The following is an 18,513-nucleotide window of genomic DNA, read 5'->3' as shown; positions in this document are numbered from 1 at the left end:
GTCCGATTTGCGAATTTTTTTGCAAAAACGACCGCTTCTTTAATAAGAAGGGATACCGAATGAAAGATACGATTGTTGCTCAGGCAACCCCGATTGGTCGTGGGGGCGTGGGCATTTTACGCATCTCGGGGCCGCTGGCTCAAGAGGTGGCGAAAGAAGTGTTGGGCAAAGAGCTAAAACCTCGTCTTGCCAACTATTTGCCGTTTAAAGATCAAGACGGTACTGTGTTAGACCAAGGCATTGCGTTGTTCTTTAAAGCGCCGAATTCGTTTACCGGCGAAGACGTGTTAGAGCTGCAAGGGCATGGCGGTCAAGTGATCTTAGATATTTTACTGAAACGCATTTTAGCGGTTAAAGGCGTACGTATTGCCCGTGCCGGTGAGTTTTCCGAGCAAGCGTTTTTAAACGATAAACTCGACCTTGCCCAAGCGGAAGCGATCGCCGATTTAATTGATGCGACCAGCGAACAGGCGGCACGTTCGGCGTTAAAATCGCTACAAGGCGAATTTTCCAATAAAATTAATCAGCTAGTTGATTCGGTCATTTATCTGCGTACCTATGTAGAAGCAGCGATTGATTTCCCCGATGAAGAAATCGACTTTTTAGCGGATGGCAAAATTGAAGGGCATTTAAACGATATTATTCGTCAGCTGAATGGTGTACGCAAAGAAGCGAAACAAGGTGCGATTTTGCGTGAAGGGATGAAAGTAGTGATTGCCGGTCGTCCGAATGCCGGTAAATCGAGCCTGTTAAATGCTTTGGCGGGCAGAGAAGCGGCGATTGTGACCAATATCGCCGGCACTACCCGTGACGTATTGCGTGAACATATTCATATTGACGGTATGCCGTTGCATATTATTGATACCGCCGGTTTACGCGAAGCGAGCGATGAAGTGGAACGTATCGGGATCCAACGTGCGTGGGATGAGATCGAACAGGCGGATCACGTTTTATTGATGATCGACAGTACCGAACAAACGGCGGAAGCCTTTAAGACCGAATGGGCGGACTTTTTAGCCAAATTACCGCAAAATATTCCGGTCACCGTAATTCGTAACAAAGTGGATTTATCCGGCGAGGCTGAAGGCTTGCAAGAGTTGGACGGCTTTACTTTGATTCGTTTATCGGCACAAACCAAAGTGGGTGTAGATTTACTGCGTGAGCATCTCAAAAAATCAATGGGCTACCAAAGCTCGACCGAAGGTGGTTTCTTAGCTCGCCGCCGTCACTTACAAGCATTGGAAACCGCGGCAGAGCATTTAGAACGTGGCCATATCCAATTAACCCAATTCTTTGCCGGCGAATTACTCGCAGAAGAATTGCGTATGGTACAAAATGCGTTAAGCGAAATTACCGGTCAATTTACTTCGGATGATCTGCTAGGTAATATTTTCAGCTCATTCTGTATCGGTAAATAAGTCCAAGAAAGTAAGATATAAAAAAACAAGCGGTCAATTTCTCCAGATTTTTTGCAAAATTCCTACTGAAATTGACCGCTTTGTTATAAGCGTGAAGGCTAAATAGCCATTAGTTTTTCATTGATTGAACCGGTGCCGGAATACGTCCGCCACGATTCACAAACACTTCGCAAGAGCCTTCTTTAACCGGCATAATCGGCGCATAACCGAGTAAGCCACCAAATTCCACGCTTTCGCCGACATCTTTACCGGTGACCGGAATAATACGCACCGCTGTGGTTTTGCTGTTGATCATACCGATTGCCGCTTCATCGGCGATAATACCGGAAATAGTGTGTGCCGGTGTTTTACCCGGTACGGCGATCATATCTAAGCCGACCGAACAAACCGCAGTCATCGCTTCCAATTTATCTAAGGTTAAAATACCGCTCTCTGCCGCCGCAATCATTCCTTCATCTTCCGAAACCGGAATAAATGCACCGCTTAAGCCGCCCACAGAGCTTGATGCCATCATACCGCCTTTTTTCACCGCATCGTTTAATAATGCTAATGCAGCGGTTGTGCCGTGCGTACCGCATACACTTAAGCCCATCGCTTCTAAAATACGTGCGACGGAGTCACCGATTGCCGGTGTTGGTGCCAGAGATAAATCTAAAATACCGAACGGAATATTCAGCATTTTGGACGCTTCTTGACCGATTAATTCACCGACACGGGTGATTTTAAATGCGGTTTTCTTCACTACTTCCGCCACTTCGGTTAAGGTTGTCGCATTTGAATTTTCTAACGCTTCTTTCACCACACCCGGGCCTGAAACCCCCACGTTAATAATCGCATCCGCTTCGCCTGAACCATGGAATGCACCCGCCATAAACGGATTATCTTCCACCGCATTACAGAACACCACAATTTTGGCACAGCCGAAACCTTCCGGAGTAATGTCAGCGGTACGTTTAATCGTTTCGCCGGCAAGTTTTACCGCATCCATATTAATCCCAGCACGGGTTGATCCGATATTGATCGAGCTACATACGATATCGGTGGTTTTCATTGCTTCCGGAATCGAGCGAATTAAAACTTCATCGGAAGGTGACATGCCTTTTTGCACTAATGCAGAAAAACCGCCGATAAAAGATACGCCGATCGCTTTTGCCGCTCGGTCGAGTGTTTGTGCGATAGACACATAAGAATCCGCTTTAGTTGCCGCCGCAATTTGTGCGATAGGGGTAACGGAAATACGCTGATTAACAATAGGTACGCCATATTTGGCGGAAAGGATTTTGGCGGTTTCGACTAAGTCTTTGCCGACCGTAGTAATTTTTTGATAAATATTTTGGTTTAACTGGTCGATATCGGCACTGATACAGTCGTGTAAATCGATACCGATGGTAATGGTTCGCACGTCAAAGTTTTGGTCGGCGACCATTTTTATCGTTTCAATAATTTCGCTGGATTGAATACTCATTTCTCCACTCCCTTAAATACGGTGCATCGCTTTGAAAATTTCTTCGTTTTGGATACGAATATCTAACGCCAATTTTTTGCTTTCTTGTGTGAAAAACTCGGCTAATTCCGGAAAGGATTTAGCACATTTTGTCGTATCCACCAAAATCACCATCGTGAAAAAATCGTCCATTAGCTGTTGGCTGATATTTACGATATTAATTTGATTTTCCGCTAAAATTTTCGATACGTCGTACACGATACCTACACGGTCTTTTCCGATAACAGTAATTACTGAATTGCTCATTGTTGCTTCCTCGAGTTTGCATATTATTAGATAGGAAGAATGAGTATAACGCTGTTTTAATTATTTGACCAGCCAGTTTGCGCAAACGTTTGCGCAAGTAATAAGAAAAAAAACACGGAATAAATTCCGTGGTTAATATTTAGACTAAATCAAATAATAAAAACTCAACGTCGCTATCGGTTTGAATCGTAAGTAATTGCTCGGCTCGAATCCCTAACGCATCGCTTGTTTCAAGTGGTGTCCCATTTACATTTAATTGACCTTTGACTACTTGTAACCAATACGAACGGTTGCTATCCAATTCAATTTGCGCATTTTTGTTTGTCGCATATTGATAACGCCATAATTTCATATCTTGATAAATCTTAAATGATCCTTGTTCGGCAGTCGGTGATAGAATTAACGTACCGCCTTCACGATCGGCAAATTTATCTTGGCTATAACGAGGCGTTACGTCTTTTTGATTCGGCATAATCCAGATTTGATAAAGATGTAGCGTTTCCTCTAAATCTGGATTCATTTCCGAGTGGAAAATACCCGTACCTGCCGACATAATTTGGAATTCTCCGGCTTTAACTTCAGTTTTATTACCCATACTGTCTTTATGAGCTACACGTCCGTTTAATACATAAGTGAGGATTTCCATATTATCGTGCGGGTGCATACCGAAACCGCGTGCCGGTGCGATAAAATCTTCATTGATCACTCGTAAATGTGAAAAATAGATATGTTTCGGATCATAATAATTGGCAAAAGAAAACGTATGATAACTTTCCAACCAGTCAAATGAACCGTCGCCTCGTTCGTGTGCTTTTCTTACTTGTAACATTTTATACTCCTATAATTCGTTGTTTTTTGCGGTAATTTGACCGCTTGTCGATGGCGGCTATTCTAAATAGAGAATATTAGTAGATAAATATAGAATCTATTGAATAACTATTTACTATTGGTTAATAATTAAATTTTTTGAGAATGAATTTCAGAATCATTAATAGAAAAAATCTATTTATATAACCAGTTTTAATTAGTCTTAGCTATTAATTCCTATCGTACTTATCAGTAATAACAATTAGACAGAATAGATAAGATTACTCATAATTTGCCCAGTTAAATGATGAAAAAGAAATCAATAGGAGTGTAAATTATGACAACTAACACTATTACTTTCCCAGTATTAACTTTAGATACTCAAGCACAAGCACTTAGCGCAGACGTAAATAAAAATGCTACTCACACCGTTCCGGGTTTAACCGTTTCTACCGGTCATTTGATTGCCGATGCGTTACAAATGCGTTTACAAGGTTTAAATGAATTGGCAATGATTTTGAAACACGTACACTGGAATGTGGTCGGAAACAATTTTATCGGCGTTCACGAAATGTTGGATAGTCAAGTTAATGAAGTACGTGAGTTTGTGGATGAAATTGCAGAACGTATGGCAACTTTAGGCGTAGCGCCGAACGGCTTATCGGGTAATTTAGTTGCAACCCGTCAGACACCGGAATACCCGTTAGGTCGTGCAACGGTACAGGAACACTTAAAAATGATCGATTCCTATTATTCACATAATATCGAAGCGCATCGCGTAGTACTTGAGCATAACGGCCATTTAGATCCGATTAGTGAAGATTTATTAGTGGCACAAACACGTGCATTAGAGAAATTACAATGGTTTATCCGTGCGCATTTAGATAGCGGTAACGGCCATATCTAACTAAAATTTTGATGGTATCCTGCTAAATAAGCGGTCGATTTTAATGCAATTTTTGCAAAAAAATCGACCGCTTTAATTTTTGGTAAAATGCAAGTTATTTTTTTCAATTTTGCGATCTAGATCGCAAAATTAATATTTTCTTCGTGCATTTTTGCTATTTATCCTTTAGGGTTCGGGACTGGCTTTGAATTGATTACAATTTATGTTTGTTGCACTAAAAAAGAGGTTATCAAAATGAAAGAAAAAAAGCTAAGAGAAATTTTAAAGCATAATAAACTCAATCGTCTGAAAACATTTGCCGAGGAAACGACGATGTGTTTGGATTTAAAATTAAGTCATTTACGTGAAGAATTGCAAATCACCCAGCAAGAAATCGCGAATAAATTACAGATTAGTCAGCCTTCCGTTGTGGCGTTAGAGAAACGGGGAACGGATATAAAATTATCTTCCATTCAACGTTATATTGACGCTATCGGCGGAAAGTTACAAATTGCGGTGGCGTTGCCTTCCGGAAAATCGGTAATTTACAAACTCTAGCTTAATAAAATAAGCAATCCATTTTGAAAAATTTTAAAGGAGATTAAAATGGATTGCTTGTTTTTAGTTATCATCATTCTTCTTATCCATAAATTATAATTTTAACGTTTCAATGGCCTTAACTATGTTGATGAGATACCTGCGCATGAAGCCGATTTTATTATTAAAAAGATCAATATGGTTAGTCGTTACGTTCGGCATATCAGCCTGTAGTTTAGTTTCTTATCAACCGGTTCAATCCATTACGCAAATTACCCCTAATCAGGGCTACCGTTTACAATCCACCATTAATAAAAATACTGAAGACGGTAACTTGATTATCTTAATGTTTTCCGGCGGCGGTACACGTGCCGCCGCACTGGGCTACGGCGTTTTAGAACAACTCAAATTAGAACATATTCGTCCGACGGCTAAAGGTTCAAGCCTAATTGATAATATCGATTTGGTGTACGGCGTGTCCGGCGGTTCGGTATTAGCCGGTTATTTCGCTCTGGAAGGGCAAGATGTGATTCCCAAATTTGAAGAAAAATTTCTGAAGAGAAATTTTCAGCGAGAAGTAATCGGCCAAGTATTTTCCCTGTCTAACGTCCCGCGTTTAACTTCCCCGCAGTTCGGTCGAGGCGACCTACTGCAAGAACAATTCAACATTGCCTTGTATAAAGGCAAAACATTCGGCGATTTAGAGAAAAACCGTAAGGGGCCTTTTGCCGTCATAAGTGCGACGGATATGAATATCGGGCAAAAGTTCAGCTTCACGCAAGAAACGTTCGACGGACTTTGTTTAGATCTGAATGATTTGGAAATTGCGCGGGCAGTGGCGGCATCCAGTTCCGTACCTTTGATCTTTGCGCCTTTAACCTTAAACAATAACGGCGGGAATTGTCAGTTTAAGATGCCGAAAGAGTTCGTAGTCCGAGAACAAACGGTAGGCGGTTTAACTACCAAAAATATTGAAGAAACCAAACATATATTGACCTTGTATCAGAATAGTCGGGAACGCCCGTTTATCCATTTGGTTGATGGCGGTTTAACCGATAATTTAGGCTTAGCCGGTTTGTTGGATATTTCCGAAGCATTCGGTATGGAACAACTTTATCAGATTATCCGACAAAGCCGAATTAAGAACATTATTGTGATTAACGTAAATGCGCAAAACGAAGTCACGAATGAAATAGATGCAACCGCAAACGTTCCGAGCGTTGCCGACGTAATTAATACGATTATCAATGTGCCGATTGATAAAACGACTCAAAATACCCTACGCCGTTTTCGTACCTTTACCGATGCTTGGAACAAATATGCCAAGACGATGGCGGGTCAAAAAGTCCAGTTACACTTTGTCGGATTAAGTTTAAAAGATCTGCCGGAAGGCGAATTGAAAAAAGACGTACTTAACATTAGTACTTCATTTTATTTGCCTGAGGAAGACGTAGATAAGTTGAGAAAGGCCGCTTATATTTTATTACAACAATCAAACGAGTATCGAGCGGCTTTATCCTCGCTTAGATAAAGCATAGCGATCGAATTTAGCCAATATTTTGTTATTTTTTCGTCAAATTCGATCGCTTATCTTAGTTATGTTCTCGGTAAAGTTGTTCTTTATTTACCAATAATTGTAATTGCGGTAATAATTGAGTAATCATACGCAGTTGTTGAACCAGCACTAGAGCGAGTTTATCTCCGCCGTATTGATAAGTTTGTTCGAAGTGATTAAGTGTCGTATCAATTTCGCTCAGTTGCAGAGAGACGGATTCCTTATCTTTCATTCGAGTGATCGCATCCAACATATCTACCACTTGTTTTCCCTTACTAAAGAATACGGCCGAAAAATCAATATTATGACTTAATTCCGAACTTTCCACTCGGTATGCGCCTAATGCCGAAATATACCCGAGCAACGTATAGGTTACCCCTAATAATTTCGGAGCGAAGTCTAATACTTCCCGATATTTTTTCGGTTCGCTGTGCATATTGGAAATCACCGCACTTAACGCCGAGATATTATTATGCACGTCACGACGAGCGACACGATACGCTAATTGGTCGTTATAGCCGAACTGCAATTGTGCCAAAATATGACGCAAATATTGCCCGCTGGCGGCAAGCGTACTTTGCAAATTGCGATGTAAATTGAGGTATTTCCAGTCCGGATAAATAAACGAAACCGCAAACCATGCTAATGCCGTGCCGACGAGTGTATCGAATAGGCGTGGTAACAGGGCGTTTTCTGCACCTAAGCCGGAGACGTCTAAACTCACAAACACTAATAACGTGATAAAGAAAGTCGAGAAGCCGTAATTACTGATACGGAAGAAGTAATATAAGCTGCCGGTGATACTGATAAGTCCGAGCTGCGCTTCGAGGCTCGGTGAGAAATATTGGAATAGGAAACCGATAAATACCCCTAATACCGTGCCGATAATCCGTTGGATTAAACGTTTTTTAGTCGCAGAATAATTCGGCTGACAGACAAATACGGCGGTTAGCAAAATCCAGTAGCCTTTTCCGTCAAGTTTTAATAACTGCACGACCAAACTGCAAGCAAATACCACGATAGATAAGCGGATTGCATGGCGGAATAGTTGTGAAGACAGAGTACATTGGCTGCGAATCGCTTTTAACATATTGCGCAGACCGGATACATTTTCCGCAATCAAGCGGGTTGATTTGACGACATCTTTACGTAAATCGTCCACACCGTTCTCTTGCTCGATTTGGTTTAACTGTCCCTCGATATTACGTAGGTTCTCTGCGATAGATTGCCAACGATGGGCGGATTTTAAGCCTCTCTCACTATGAAAATGCAGAGAATTAAGTAGCCCTTGTAAGGCTTTCTCACCTCTTGCGCTATGTTGATAACTTTCTCCGTGGCGTAATGCCGAAGCAATCCGCTGGCAGGCAATCGCTTGTAATTCCATCACACGTTGGAAACGGAACATCAAATCGCTGTTGTTTAATTGCTGAAACAGTTCGTGATATTGATAATGGCTCGAACTGGCTCGTTCCCAAATGTCTTGCGCAGTAAAATAATAGCGTAACAAACGATGAGTACGAGAGTGGCGGTTGTGTCCCTGTAAACGGTAAAACAGTGAAACACGAGTTTGGTCGAAGGTTTGTACGATTTGTTGGTTAGCTTTAGCCAAAGCGAGCTGTTTTGCAACAAGATCGTCATCGTCGGGATCGAAGTATTCCGATTTCGCTTGTAAATATGCGCCTAACGCATCATAGGCTTTCGCCAAATTTTCTTGCACAATCCGGTTTGGAAAACAGAAATGGACAATTAATGCGACGACACCGTAAATTAACGCACCGGATAGAATCATCAACATATTACCGTACCAAATACTTTCCGGGGTATAGACTAAACTGGTATAAACCGCCACCACTAGTGAACCGAAAGCAATCGTGCTGTAGCGTTGTCCGATAGCACCGAGCATGACGAGAATAAAGGTGCTTAACATCGCAGCCGGCAAAAACAGCCAGCCAAAACTCAATGAAAATTGCGCGCCTAACGATGAAATTGCAAAGGCGATAAGGCTTAATATCAGATTTTTAATTCTGCCCGATAAACTGTTATCCAAATCCACCAAACCGCCGGCAATAACCCCCAGTATCAATGACATTGCCAAATGTGACATTTGTAACTGCCATACGACAAGTGATACCAGATTAATCGAAATAAAGATCGGTAGCGTTTTAATCATATTTTCCGATAACCAATCGAATCGGAGTTTTTTCAGGAAGTTTTTCATGATAGGAAGTGGTCGAATTCGGCTGAGATTTTACAAATTTTAAAGCAAATTCGACCGCTTAAACAAGAGAAAAGCGAACGGTTTAGCCTAAACGCTCGGCAAGATAGCCCTCATAATCCGGCACATTAATATTAATTTCGTGGTTAAACAGTGAGGCGTTAAGTAAGAAATTGGCACTGGTTTCGTTAATTGCCACCGGAATGTTCCAAACCGTTGCAATACGCATTAACGCCTTTACGTCCGGATCGTGCGGCGCAGCATTCATCGGATCCCAAAAGAAAATCAGCATATCGATTTTTTTCTCCGCAATCAGCCCGCCTAATTGCTGGTCGCCGCCCATCGGACCGCTTAATAACGCTTGGATAGTTAAACCGCTTTCACGGGCTAATAGATGTCCGGTTGTACCTGTTGCATATAAGGTATGCGGAGCCAAAACGGCTTTATGCTGTAGCGTCCATTGGATCAGGCTTTGCTTGCAACTGTCATGCGCAACTAAAGCGATATGCTTCTGAGCAGATATTTTTCGAATTGTTGTTTTCATAGTGGGTTTCCTTTTTGTAAAAATTTGCGCAAATAATACCGCTTATTTATGCCTTTTGCATTGACTAACGAATGATAATAGCTAGAATCTGATAAATCACTCTTAATATTTAATAATAAAGGACTTTTCCTAATGAACTTATACAACATCAAACACCCCGAAGAACAAGTGAATTTCGCACAAGGCGTGCGCCAAGGTTTAGGTAAAGATCAGGGCTTATTTTTCCCTGAAGTGTTGCCGAAATTTGACGATATTGATGCTTTACTGGATTTACCTTTAGTTGAGCGTAGCCAGAAAATTCTTGCGGCATTGATTGGTGACGAACTTCCGCAAGAAACGGTAAATGCGATGGTAAAAAATGCGTTTACCTTCCCGGCACCATTAGCAAAAGTAAATGACGACATTTACGCACTTGAGCTGTTCCACGGCCCGACATTAGCGTTTAAAGACTTCGGTGGTCGTTTTATGGCACAAGCACTGGCAAGCGTGCGTGGTAACGGCAAAATTACCATTTTAACCGCAACTTCAGGCGATACCGGTGCGGCGGTTGCACATGCATTCTACGGCTTAGAAAATATCAATGTGGTGATCCTTTACCCGAAAGGCAAAATCAGCCCGTTACAAGAAAAATTATTCTGTACTTTAGGCGGCAACATTCGTACCGTTGCGATTGAATCGGACTTTGACGCTTGCCAAGCGTTAGTAAAACAAGCGTTTGACGATGCAGAATTACGTCAAGCGATCGGCTTAAACTCAGCAAACTCAATCAATATCAGCCGTTTATTAGCACAAGTTTGTTATTACTTTGAAGCGGTAGCGCAATTACCGAAAGCAAAACGTGCTGACGTCGTGGTTTCAGTACCAAGCGGTAACTTCGGTAACTTAACCGCTGGTTTAATCGCAAAAACGCTAGGTTTACCAATCAAACGTTTTATCGCTTCAACCAATGCGAATGACACCGTGCCACGTTATTTAAAATCAGGCAAATGGGAACCGAATGCAACGGTTGCAACGCTTTCAAACGCAATGGACGTAAGCCGTCCGAACAACTGGCCACGAGTGGAAGAATTATTTAAACGCAATGGTTGGGCGTTAAGCGATTTAGGTTCAGCAGCCTTAAATGATGCGGAAACCGAAGCGGCATTAAAAGCACAATATGCGGAAGGTTATTTATGTGAACCGCATGGTGCAATCGCTTACCAAGTGTTAAAAGATCAGCTTCAAGCAGGTGAAACCGGTATTTTCCTCTGCACCGCTCACCCGGCGAAATTCAAAGAAAGCGTAGAACGTATTCTTAACATTGAATTACCGTTACCGGAAGCATTGGATAAGCATAACAAAATGGAACTGTTATCCGACACCATGCCGGCAGATTTCGCAAAATTACGTGAATATTTGTTAGCGGGTAACTAATCTATTTAGCTTAAACAAGCGGTTGATTTTGAGGAAAGATTTACAAATTTCCTATTAAAATCAACCGCTTTTATTTTGTGTTATTTCAACATTTCTCTGCAATTTTGCTCAACTTGTTGCAAAATGGCGGCATAATCGGTTTGTTTTAAACCGATATCACCAAAATAGTGCATTTGCACATTTTCGATCCCACAGAAGCTAAATAATCCGTTGCCGAGCGTATCATCAAGCGATTTTAAGAAACCTTTGTCTGCATATTTCTGATTGTTGTTACCCATGGTGACAAACTGTTGCATTTTTTTACCTTTTAATAAACCGATACTTTCGGTTTCGCCGTTGGTATAGGCAAAACCATAGGTAAGTACACGATCTAAGTAGCCTTTTAAAATTGCCGGAAAACCCATCCACCAAAGCGGATAAATTAAGGTAATGACATCGGCTTGTTGCCAATATTGATGTTCTGTTTGGACTTGGTTTGCATATATACCGGTGAGGCTGTCTTGAAATTCTTGCCAAGCTAAATTGGGATCAAAATTTAATTGATATAAATCTCGTACGATAACTTGATGATTTTGGCTTGCTTGAACGGTTTGTGTTAGTAGCGCACGGTTAAAACTTTGCGGGTTCGGATGGGCGTAAATAATCAGATGATTCATCGTATTTCTCAGCTAAATAATAACGGTTCTTAATTATCGCCGAAATCAGTCTTTACATACAAAACTTCCCTTAATTATTCTTTGATAATAATCAATCTTTCCTTTAGTTATCAGGCAAATACCTCCTTGGAGTGATGAAAGCGGATCAGTAAAAGTCGATAATATTCATCATTTAGTTTTATTTGCCGTAGGTGTGTTTTGTCCGATTTCAGCCAACAATCTTTGCCTCGACGTAGTTTTTTACGCGGTCATTTTTTAAATGCGTTACAAACTGAGCAGGTCAAGCAACAAGGACATCATGCGATTCGCCCGCCTTGGACAAATCTTGCAAGTTTTTATGAAAAATGTACCGCTTGCGATAACTGTATATCCGCTTGTGAAACGCAAATTATCGTGAAAGGTGCGGGCGGTTATCCCGAGATCGACTTTAGCCGTGGCGAATGTACTTTTTGTGAAGCTTGCGTGAAAAGTTGTGAGTCTGATGTGTTTATCGCTACAACGCAAGAGGCTTGGCGACATAAGATTGAAATTAAAGAAAACTGTTTATTAAAACAACGAGTTGAGTGTAGAAGTTGTGGAGACAGCTGTGAAAGCAGAGCAATTCGTTTTCGCCCGGCATTAGGCGGTATTGCAACTTTACAACTGGATTTGACCGCTTGTAACGGTTGCGGAGCTTGCCTCTCGGTTTGTCCTACTTCCGCAATATCAATTTTAAGGAATGAATTTTAGTAATGAGTACGGAAAATTTAAACGAAGCTAAAAACTGGTATGTGTGCAGCCTTGTCGTGCAAGCCAAGCCGGCAAAATTAGCGCAAGTGAAAGCGGATATTCTCGCAATTCCGCTTGCAGAAATTCACGGTGAAAAAGCCGAAGAAGGCAAATTGGTTGTAACACTTGAAAGTGACAGACAACTTGCACTCGCCGATTTAATCGATCAGGTAAAAGATATTAACGGTGTTATTGTCGTATCGTTAATTTCCAATTACCTAGATGAACAATAGTTTTAATTTTTTTATAAAAGTGGGAAACATTATGGAACTCAATCGTAGAGATTTTATGAAAGCAAATGCGGCGATGGCTGCGGCTGCTGCGGCAGGAATGACCATTCCTGTAAAAAATGTTTATGCTGCTGATGACGGTATTAGATGGGATAAAGCTCCATGCCGTTTCTGCGGTACGGGTTGTAGCGTACTTGTCGGTACCAAAGACGGTCGTGTGGTTGCGACCCAAGGTGACCCGGATGCGGAAGTAAATCGTGGTTTAAACTGTATTAAAGGTTACTTCTTATCAAAAATTATGTACGGCGCAGACCGTATACAAACGCCTTTATTACGTATGAAAGACGGTAAATTCCATAAAGAAGGCGACTTTACACCGGTTTCTTGGGATCAAGCTTTCACGATTATGGCGGAGAAAGTAAAAGATATTCTTAAGAAAAAAGAACCGAATTCGGTTGGTATGTTCTCATCAGGTCAAACAACTATTTTCGAAGGTTATGCGAAAGTAAAACTTTGGAAAGGCGGTTTACGTTCTAACACCATCGACCCGAATGCACGCCACTGTATGGCGTCTGCGGCGGTAGCGTTTATGCGTACTTTCGGTATGGATGAACCTATGGGTTGTTATAACGATATTGAGAAAACCGACGCGTTCGTGCTTTGGGGTTCGAATATGGCGGAAATGCACCCGATTTTATGGAGCCGCATTTCCGACCGCCGCTTATCGGACGATAAAGTGAAAGTGGTGGTAATGTCCACATTTGAACACCGTTCGTTTGAATTGGCGGATACCCCGATTATCTTTAAACCGCATTCGGATTTAGCAATTCTTAACTATATCGCCAACTACATTATCCAAAACGATAAAGTAAACTGGGATTTCGTTAATAAACATACCAAATTTAAACGTGGTGAAACGGATATCGGTTACGGTTTACGTCCGGATCATCCTCGCCAAAAAGCAGCGAAAAATGCGAAAACCGCCGGCAAAATGTATGATTCCGATTTCGAAGAATTTAAGAAAATCGTTGAGCCTTATACATTAGAAAAAGCGCACGAAATTTCCGGTGTACCGAAAGATCAATTGGAAACGCTGGCGAAAATGTATGCGGATCCGAAACAAACGTTAGTATCTTTCTGGACAATGGGCTTTAACCAGCACGTACGCGGCGTATGGGTAAACCACATGGTTTATAACGTACACTTGCTTACCGGTAAAATCTCAACGCCGGGTTGCGGTCCGTTCTCATTAACCGGTCAGCCGTCAGCTTGCGGTACGGCGCGTGAAGTCGGTACTTTCGTACACCGTTTACCGGCGGACATGGTGGTAACCAATCCGAAACACGTTGAAATTGTAGAAAAAGCGTGGAAATTACCGAAAGGTACGATTCCGACCGTGCCGGGGTATCCTGCGGTTATGCAAAGCCGTATGTTAAAAGACGGTAAACTTAATTTCTTATGGCAGCTTTGTACCAACAATATGCAAGGCGGTCCGAATATTAATGAAGAGATCTTCCCAGGTTGGCGTAATCCGGAAAACTTTATCGTGGTTTCCGATCCATATCCTTCTGTTTCTGCGGTAGCTGCGGACTTAATTCTTCCGACTTGTATGTGGGTGGAAAAAGAAGGGGCTTACGGTAATGCGGAACGTCGTACCCAATTCTGGCGTCAGCAAGTAAAAGGTCCGGGTGAATCTCGTTCAGACTTATGGCAAATTGTTGAATTCTCTAAATACTTCAAAACCGATGAGGTATGGGATGAAGCATTACTTGCACAAATGCCGGAATATCGTGGCAAAACCCTTTACGAAGTACTCTATAAAAACGGCGCAGTGGATAAATTCGATACGCCGAATAACGTACCGGGTTATATCAATGATGAAGCGGAACATTTCGGTTACTACCTACAAAAAGGTTTATTTGAAGAATATGCGGCATTCGGTCGCGGTCACGGACATGACTTAGCCGACTTCGATACTTACCACCAAGTGCGCGGCTTACGTTGGCCGGTAGTGGACGGTAAAGAAACCTTATGGCGTTATCGTGAAGGCTTCGACCCGTATGTCAAAGCGGGTGAAGGCGTATCGTTCTACGGCTATCCGGATAAAAAAGCGATTATCTTAGGCGTACCTTACGAAGAGCCTGCGGAAAGTCCGGATGAAGAGTACGATTTATGGTTATGTACCGGTCGTGTGCTTGAACATTGGCATACCGGTACTATGACGCGTCGCGTACCGGAATTACACCGTTCGTTCCCGAACAACCTTTGTTGGATGCATCCGGACGATGCTAAAGCTCGCGGCTTACGTCACGGTGATAAAGTGAAATTAATTACTCGTCGCGGCGAAATGATTACTCACTTAGATACGCGCGGTCGCAACAAATGTCCGAAAGGTCTAATTTATACCACCTTCTTCGATGCGGGACAGTTGGCAAATAAATTAGTGTTAGATGCAACCGACCCGATTTCAGGTGAGACCGACTACAAAAAATGTGCGGTTAAAGTGGTTAAGGCGTAATTATAGCCCCCCTCTTTGAAAAAGAGGGGCTGGGGGAGATTTTTAAGGATCTTCAATATCGTACAAATCTCCCCTAACCCCTCTTTACTAAAGAGGGGGATAAGATAAGTGGAAAATTGTGTAAATTTCAACCGCTTATAAAAAGGATACTACTATGAAACTTGACCCGAATCGTCGCCAATTTTTGAAAAATGCGACCAGAACCGCAGCCGGTATTTGTGGTGTCGGTGTAATTTTAGGGTTACAACAACACCAAGCAAATGCCAAAGAAGGCGTTGCTTTACGACCACCGGGTGCATTACCGGAAAAGGATTTCTTAGCCTCTTGTACGCGTTGCGGACAATGTGTACAAGCCTGTCCGTACGATATGTTGCATTTGGCAAGTTTACTTTCGCCGATGGAAGCCGGTACGCCGTATTTTATTGCACGAGACAAACCTTGTGAAATGTGCGTGGATATTCCTTGTATGAATGCTTGCCCTAGCGGTGCGTTAAGCGAGGAATTGACCGATATTAACGATGCTCGTATGGGATTGGCGGTATTACTCGACCATGAGACTTGTTTGAACTGGCAAGGTTTACGTTGTGACGTATGTTATCGGGTATGTCCGCTGATTGATAAGGCGATTACGCTGGAAGAAGTACCTAATACCCGTACGCATATTCATGCGAAGCTAATCCCGACCGTCCATTCCGATGCTTGTACCGGTTGCGGTAAATGCGAACAATCGTGCGTATTGGAAGAAGCGGCGATTAAAGTATTACCGATGGACTTAGCTAAAGGTATGTTGGGACGTCACTATCGTTTAGGCTGGCAAGAAAAACAAAATGCCGGTAAAGCCTTGTTGGACGAACAGCATCCGGACGGTTTACGTCCGGCAATGGATGCCCGTGTACCGGAAGGAATGAACGAGCCGACTTATCAATTTATGAAAGTACAGCCGAACCAAAAAGTAGCTACGCCGAATCGGGCGACTTACGACTATGTACCGAGTTCGACCACTGTACCTGAAGCGGAACATTTCCCTAACTTAGATTTAAATATTAAGGGGGTTAAATAATGGCTGAGATAAAATTTACCCCGAATAAACCGCAAGACGCCGGTTTAGAGGCTCGACAAAAATTAGGTTGGTGGAGAGCGTACCGATTTTTAATCTTACGCCGTATTAGCCAATTAAGTATTATCCTAATGTTTTTAAGCGGGCCGTTTTGGAATATTTGGATTTTAAAAGGCAATTACAGCGGTAGTATGTTGTTTGACGTGATCCCGATGAGCGATCCGCTCATTACGGCGGAAAGTCTTGCAACAGGCTATTTACCGGAATGGACAACGATTTTAGGTGCGCTAATTGTTGTGGCATTTTATGCGGTAGTGGCAAGTAAAGCGTTCTGCGGCTGGGTTTGCCCTATGAATATGGTTACGGATACAGCCGCTTGGTTACGTAGAAAACTCGGTATTCGTCAAAGTGCTAAAATTCCGCGTAACTTACGTTATGCGATTTTGGCAATGATTCTGGTCGGTAGTGCGATCTCCGGGACATTATTGTGGGAATGGATTAACCCGGTGGCGGCTCTCGGTCGTGTCTTTGTCTTCGGATTGGGCGCAACACTTTGGTTAGTCGCAGTGGTCTTCTTATTCGACTTACTTATCGTAGAGCACGGTTGGTGCGGGCATCTTTGTCCGATTGGCGCAACTTATGCACTGATTGGCGCAAAAAGTATTATCAAAGTCAATGTGGTAGATCGTGCGCATTGTGACCGCTGTATGGACTGTTATAACGTGTGTCCTGAGCCGCAAGTACTGAGAGTGCCGCTACACGGCAAACCGGAAGACAGTACGATAGTGCTTTCAAAAGATTGTATTAGCTGCGGACGCTGTATAGATGTTTGTCCGGAAAATGTTTTTGCCTTTGGAACACGTTTTCAAGGCAGTATCGAAGTAAAAAATGTATAAATCATGGAGTGAACCAAAATGAGAAAATATCTCGCTCTTATCCTTACTGCAATTACAGGTTTTGCAGTAGCGGAAACACAAAATTTATCGCTGGATAAATTACCGGAAAATGTGGCGCCGGCTTATACGAATCCACATAAAGACGTCGGTAATATTCCGACGACTTTCCCTCATCAGCCGCCGCTTGTACCGCATAGTATTCGCGGTTTGCAAGTGACGAAAAATACTAACCAATGTTTAGGTTGCCATGCACCGGAAGTATCAAGTACAACAGGTGCGCCTCGTGTGCCTAAAACGCATTTTATGGATCGCGACGGTAAATTGACGGAAGGTACCTCTCCGCGTCGTTACTTCTGTTTACAATGCCACGTACAACAAACGGATGTAAATCCGATTATTCAAAACAAATTTGAAACGATTCGTCAAACGCAAGGTAAATAAGGAGCAACATAATGATTAAGAAATTTTGGAATTGGTTCCGTACGCCTAGCAAAATGGCGGCAGGCGCATTAATCCTTATCTCCGCAATCGGAGGGATTTTAGCTTGGGGCGGTTTTAACAAAGGCTTGGAATATACCAATACCGAACAATTCTGTTCGGATTGTCATATGAATGACGTTGTACCCGAATATCGTGCTTCCGCCCACTATTCAAACCGTAGCGGTGTGAAAGCGATTTGTTCGGACTGTCACGTACCGCATGAATTCATCGATAAATGGAAACGTAAAATTATCGCTTCAAAAGAAGTGTATGCACACTTTACCGGTAAAGTGGATACCAAAGAAAAATTTGAAGCGCATCGTTTAGAAATGGCGGAGCGTGAATGGGCGCGTATGAAAGCTAACGATTCGCAAGAGTGTCGTAACTGTCATAACTTTGAAGATATGGATTTCACTCAACAAAAAACCGTAGCGCAACAAATGCACGCTATGGCACAAGATCAGGGTAAAACTTGTATCGATTGCCACAAAGGTATTGCACATAATCTTCCGCATATGGAAAAAGTACAAAAAACCTTTATTCCTGAAGATATGATTCAAAAAGAGCAGAAATCCGAAGCAAAATAGTTTAGAGACTAACTAAGGATAAATAATTGGACCGAGTTCAAGATAAATGAAACTCGGTCCTTTTTTATTGCTAATAACGATACTGTCTGAAACAGTACCGGATTCGTTCTTTATGAAACGGCTATAGTCTGTGATTTGTCTTTAGAAAAGATTAAACGCTCTTATATCTCTATCTTCGATATCAACTTAAAGGCAT

General features: G+C 42.2%; 18 protein-coding genes. 12 read left to right on the top strand and 6 right to left on the bottom strand.

The features are described from left to right. The first annotated feature begins 59 nt into the window (after window positions 1–59). Complete coding sequence (gene mnmE, locus NYR63_RS08060; RefSeq protein ID WP_279440713.1) at window positions 60–1,418, top strand: tRNA uridine-5-carboxymethylaminomethyl(34) synthesis GTPase MnmE; 1,359 nt, start codon at window positions 60–62, stop codon at window positions 1,416–1,418. A 109-nt stretch (window positions 1,419–1,527) separates the two neighbouring features. Here the strand turns inward: mnmE and NYR63_RS08055 are convergent, their stop codons facing one another. From NYR63_RS08055 to NYR63_RS08045, 3 genes are all read right to left on the bottom strand, one after another. Then, entirely contained in the window at window positions 1,528–2,883 is a 1,356-nt protein-coding gene (locus tag NYR63_RS08055) for a PFL family protein (RefSeq protein ID WP_279457071.1), read from the bottom strand. A 12-nt stretch (window positions 2,884–2,895) separates the two neighbouring features. Next, window positions 2,896–3,168, bottom strand: coding sequence for an ACT domain-containing protein (locus tag NYR63_RS08050; RefSeq protein WP_005598736.1), 273 nt, complete (start codon window positions 3,166–3,168; stop codon window positions 2,896–2,898). Between the two features lie 139 nt (window positions 3,169–3,307). Then, window positions 3,308–3,997, bottom strand: a complete 690-nt coding sequence (locus NYR63_RS08045; RefSeq protein WP_279457070.1) for a pirin family protein — start codon at window positions 3,995–3,997, stop codon at window positions 3,308–3,310. A 315-nt stretch (window positions 3,998–4,312) separates the two neighbouring features. On the opposite strand from NYR63_RS08045, the gene NYR63_RS08040 reads away from it, so the two are divergent. The 3 genes from NYR63_RS08040 to NYR63_RS08030 all read left to right on the top strand — a co-directional run bounded on the left by NYR63_RS08040 (window position 4,313) and on the right by NYR63_RS08030 (window position 6,929). Next, window positions 4,313–4,882 carry a Dps family protein gene (locus tag NYR63_RS08040; RefSeq protein ID WP_279457069.1) on the top strand — a complete coding sequence of 190 codons (570 nt, stop codon included), beginning with the start codon at window positions 4,313–4,315 and terminating at the stop codon, window positions 4,880–4,882. Window positions 4,883–5,116: 234 nt separating this feature from the next. Beyond that, window positions 5,117–5,419, top strand: a complete 303-nt coding sequence (locus tag NYR63_RS08035) for a helix-turn-helix domain-containing protein (protein WP_279457068.1) — start codon at window positions 5,117–5,119, stop codon at window positions 5,417–5,419. Window positions 5,420–5,564: 145 nt separating this feature from the next. After that, window positions 5,565–6,929 carry a patatin-like phospholipase family protein gene (locus NYR63_RS08030; RefSeq protein WP_279458545.1) on the top strand — a complete coding sequence of 455 codons (1,365 nt, stop codon included), beginning with the start codon at window positions 5,565–5,567 and terminating at the stop codon, window positions 6,927–6,929. Between the two features lie 61 nt (window positions 6,930–6,990). On the opposite strand, the gene yccS is transcribed toward NYR63_RS08030, so the two are convergent. Together yccS and mgsA are read right to left on the bottom strand one after the other, a co-directional pair. Further along, on the bottom strand, window positions 6,991–9,171 hold the full coding sequence (gene yccS / locus NYR63_RS08025; RefSeq protein ID WP_279457067.1) for a YccS family putative transporter: 2,181 nt from the start codon (window positions 9,169–9,171) through the stop codon (window positions 6,991–6,993). 82 nt (window positions 9,172–9,253) lie between these two features. After that, complete coding sequence (mgsA, locus tag NYR63_RS08020) at window positions 9,254–9,712, bottom strand: methylglyoxal synthase (protein WP_279457066.1); 459 nt, start codon at window positions 9,710–9,712, stop codon at window positions 9,254–9,256. Window positions 9,713–9,844: 132 nt separating this feature from the next. Between mgsA and thrC the strand changes: the two genes are divergently transcribed. Next, window positions 9,845–11,125, top strand: a complete 1,281-nt coding sequence (gene thrC / locus NYR63_RS08015; protein WP_279457065.1) for a threonine synthase — start codon at window positions 9,845–9,847, stop codon at window positions 11,123–11,125. Between the two features lie 80 nt (window positions 11,126–11,205). Here the strand turns inward: thrC and NYR63_RS08010 are convergent, their stop codons facing one another. Further along, window positions 11,206–11,781, bottom strand: a complete 576-nt coding sequence (locus tag NYR63_RS08010) for an NAD(P)H-dependent oxidoreductase (RefSeq protein WP_279457064.1) — start codon at window positions 11,779–11,781, stop codon at window positions 11,206–11,208. 198 nt (window positions 11,782–11,979) lie between these two features. Here NYR63_RS08010 and napF point away from each other — a divergent pair, with 198 nt between their 5' ends. From napF to NYR63_RS07975, 7 genes are all read left to right on the top strand, one after another. Beyond that, window positions 11,980–12,510, top strand: a complete 531-nt coding sequence (napF, locus tag NYR63_RS08005; protein ID WP_279457063.1) for a ferredoxin-type protein NapF — start codon at window positions 11,980–11,982, stop codon at window positions 12,508–12,510. Between the two features lie 2 nt (window positions 12,511–12,512). Beyond that, entirely contained in the window at window positions 12,513–12,782 is a 270-nt protein-coding gene (locus NYR63_RS08000) for a chaperone NapD (protein ID WP_279457062.1), read from the top strand. A 31-nt stretch (window positions 12,783–12,813) separates the two neighbouring features. Continuing rightward, the gene (napA, locus tag NYR63_RS07995; RefSeq protein WP_279457061.1) at window positions 12,814–15,297 is read left to right on the top strand and encodes a nitrate reductase catalytic subunit NapA; all 2,484 of its coding nucleotides are present in this window, start codon (window positions 12,814–12,816) and stop codon (window positions 15,295–15,297) included. Window positions 15,298–15,451: 154 nt separating this feature from the next. Next, window positions 15,452–16,357 (top strand): ferredoxin-type protein NapG, encoded by a 906-nt coding sequence (napG, locus tag NYR63_RS07990; protein ID WP_279457060.1) that lies wholly within the window; start codon window positions 15,452–15,454, stop codon window positions 16,355–16,357. Further along, on the top strand, window positions 16,357–17,250 hold the full coding sequence (gene napH, locus NYR63_RS07985; protein WP_279457059.1) for a quinol dehydrogenase ferredoxin subunit NapH: 894 nt from the start codon (window positions 16,357–16,359) through the stop codon (window positions 17,248–17,250). Before napG ends, napH begins: the two co-directional genes overlap by 1 nt. An 18-nt stretch (window positions 17,251–17,268) precedes the next feature. Further along, window positions 17,269–17,691, top strand: coding sequence for a nitrate reductase cytochrome c-type subunit (locus NYR63_RS07980; protein ID WP_279457058.1), 423 nt, complete (start codon window positions 17,269–17,271; stop codon window positions 17,689–17,691). A gap of 11 nt (window positions 17,692–17,702) precedes the next feature. Continuing rightward, window positions 17,703–18,317 carry a cytochrome c3 family protein gene (locus tag NYR63_RS07975; RefSeq protein WP_279457057.1) on the top strand — a complete coding sequence of 205 codons (615 nt, stop codon included), beginning with the start codon at window positions 17,703–17,705 and terminating at the stop codon, window positions 18,315–18,317. The last annotated feature ends 196 nt before the right edge of the window (window positions 18,318–18,513 follow it).

Source organism: Actinobacillus genomosp. 1 (assembly GCF_029774175.1).
Lineage (GTDB): Bacteria > Pseudomonadota > Gammaproteobacteria > Enterobacterales > Pasteurellaceae > Actinobacillus.
Note: the sequence above shows the minus strand (reverse complement) of the source record. Positions and strands in the feature narration are given on the sequence as shown.

Coding starts and splice junctions, on each gene's coding strand:
- mnmE (WP_279440713.1), top strand. CDS start 60: ATGAAAGATACGATTGTTGCTCAGGCAACCCCGATTGGTCGTGGGGGC.
- NYR63_RS08055 (WP_279457071.1), bottom strand. CDS start 2,883: ATGAGTATTCAATCCAGCGAAATTATTGAAACGATAAAAATGGTCGCC.
- NYR63_RS08050 (WP_005598736.1), bottom strand. CDS start 3,168: ATGAGCAATTCAGTAATTACTGTTATCGGAAAAGACCGTGTAGGTATC.
- NYR63_RS08045 (WP_279457070.1), bottom strand. CDS start 3,997: ATGTTACAAGTAAGAAAAGCACACGAACGAGGCGACGGTTCATTTGAC.
- NYR63_RS08040 (WP_279457069.1), top strand. CDS start 4,313: ATGACAACTAACACTATTACTTTCCCAGTATTAACTTTAGATACTCAA.
- NYR63_RS08035 (WP_279457068.1), top strand. CDS start 5,117: ATGAAAGAAAAAAAGCTAAGAGAAATTTTAAAGCATAATAAACTCAAT.
- NYR63_RS08030 (WP_279458545.1), top strand. CDS start 5,565: ATGAAGCCGATTTTATTATTAAAAAGATCAATATGGTTAGTCGTTACG.
- yccS (WP_279457067.1), bottom strand. CDS start 9,171: ATGAAAAACTTCCTGAAAAAACTCCGATTCGATTGGTTATCGGAAAAT.
- mgsA (WP_279457066.1), bottom strand. CDS start 9,712: ATGAAAACAACAATTCGAAAAATATCTGCTCAGAAGCATATCGCTTTA.
- thrC (WP_279457065.1), top strand. CDS start 9,845: ATGAACTTATACAACATCAAACACCCCGAAGAACAAGTGAATTTCGCA.
- NYR63_RS08010 (WP_279457064.1), bottom strand. CDS start 11,781: ATGAATCATCTGATTATTTACGCCCATCCGAACCCGCAAAGTTTTAAC.
- NYR63_RS08000 (WP_279457062.1), top strand. CDS start 12,513: ATGAGTACGGAAAATTTAAACGAAGCTAAAAACTGGTATGTGTGCAGC.
- napA (WP_279457061.1), top strand. CDS start 12,814: ATGGAACTCAATCGTAGAGATTTTATGAAAGCAAATGCGGCGATGGCT.
- napG (WP_279457060.1), top strand. CDS start 15,452: ATGAAACTTGACCCGAATCGTCGCCAATTTTTGAAAAATGCGACCAGA.
- napH (WP_279457059.1), top strand. CDS start 16,357: ATGGCTGAGATAAAATTTACCCCGAATAAACCGCAAGACGCCGGTTTA.
- NYR63_RS07980 (WP_279457058.1), top strand. CDS start 17,269: ATGAGAAAATATCTCGCTCTTATCCTTACTGCAATTACAGGTTTTGCA.
- NYR63_RS07975 (WP_279457057.1), top strand. CDS start 17,703: ATGATTAAGAAATTTTGGAATTGGTTCCGTACGCCTAGCAAAATGGCG.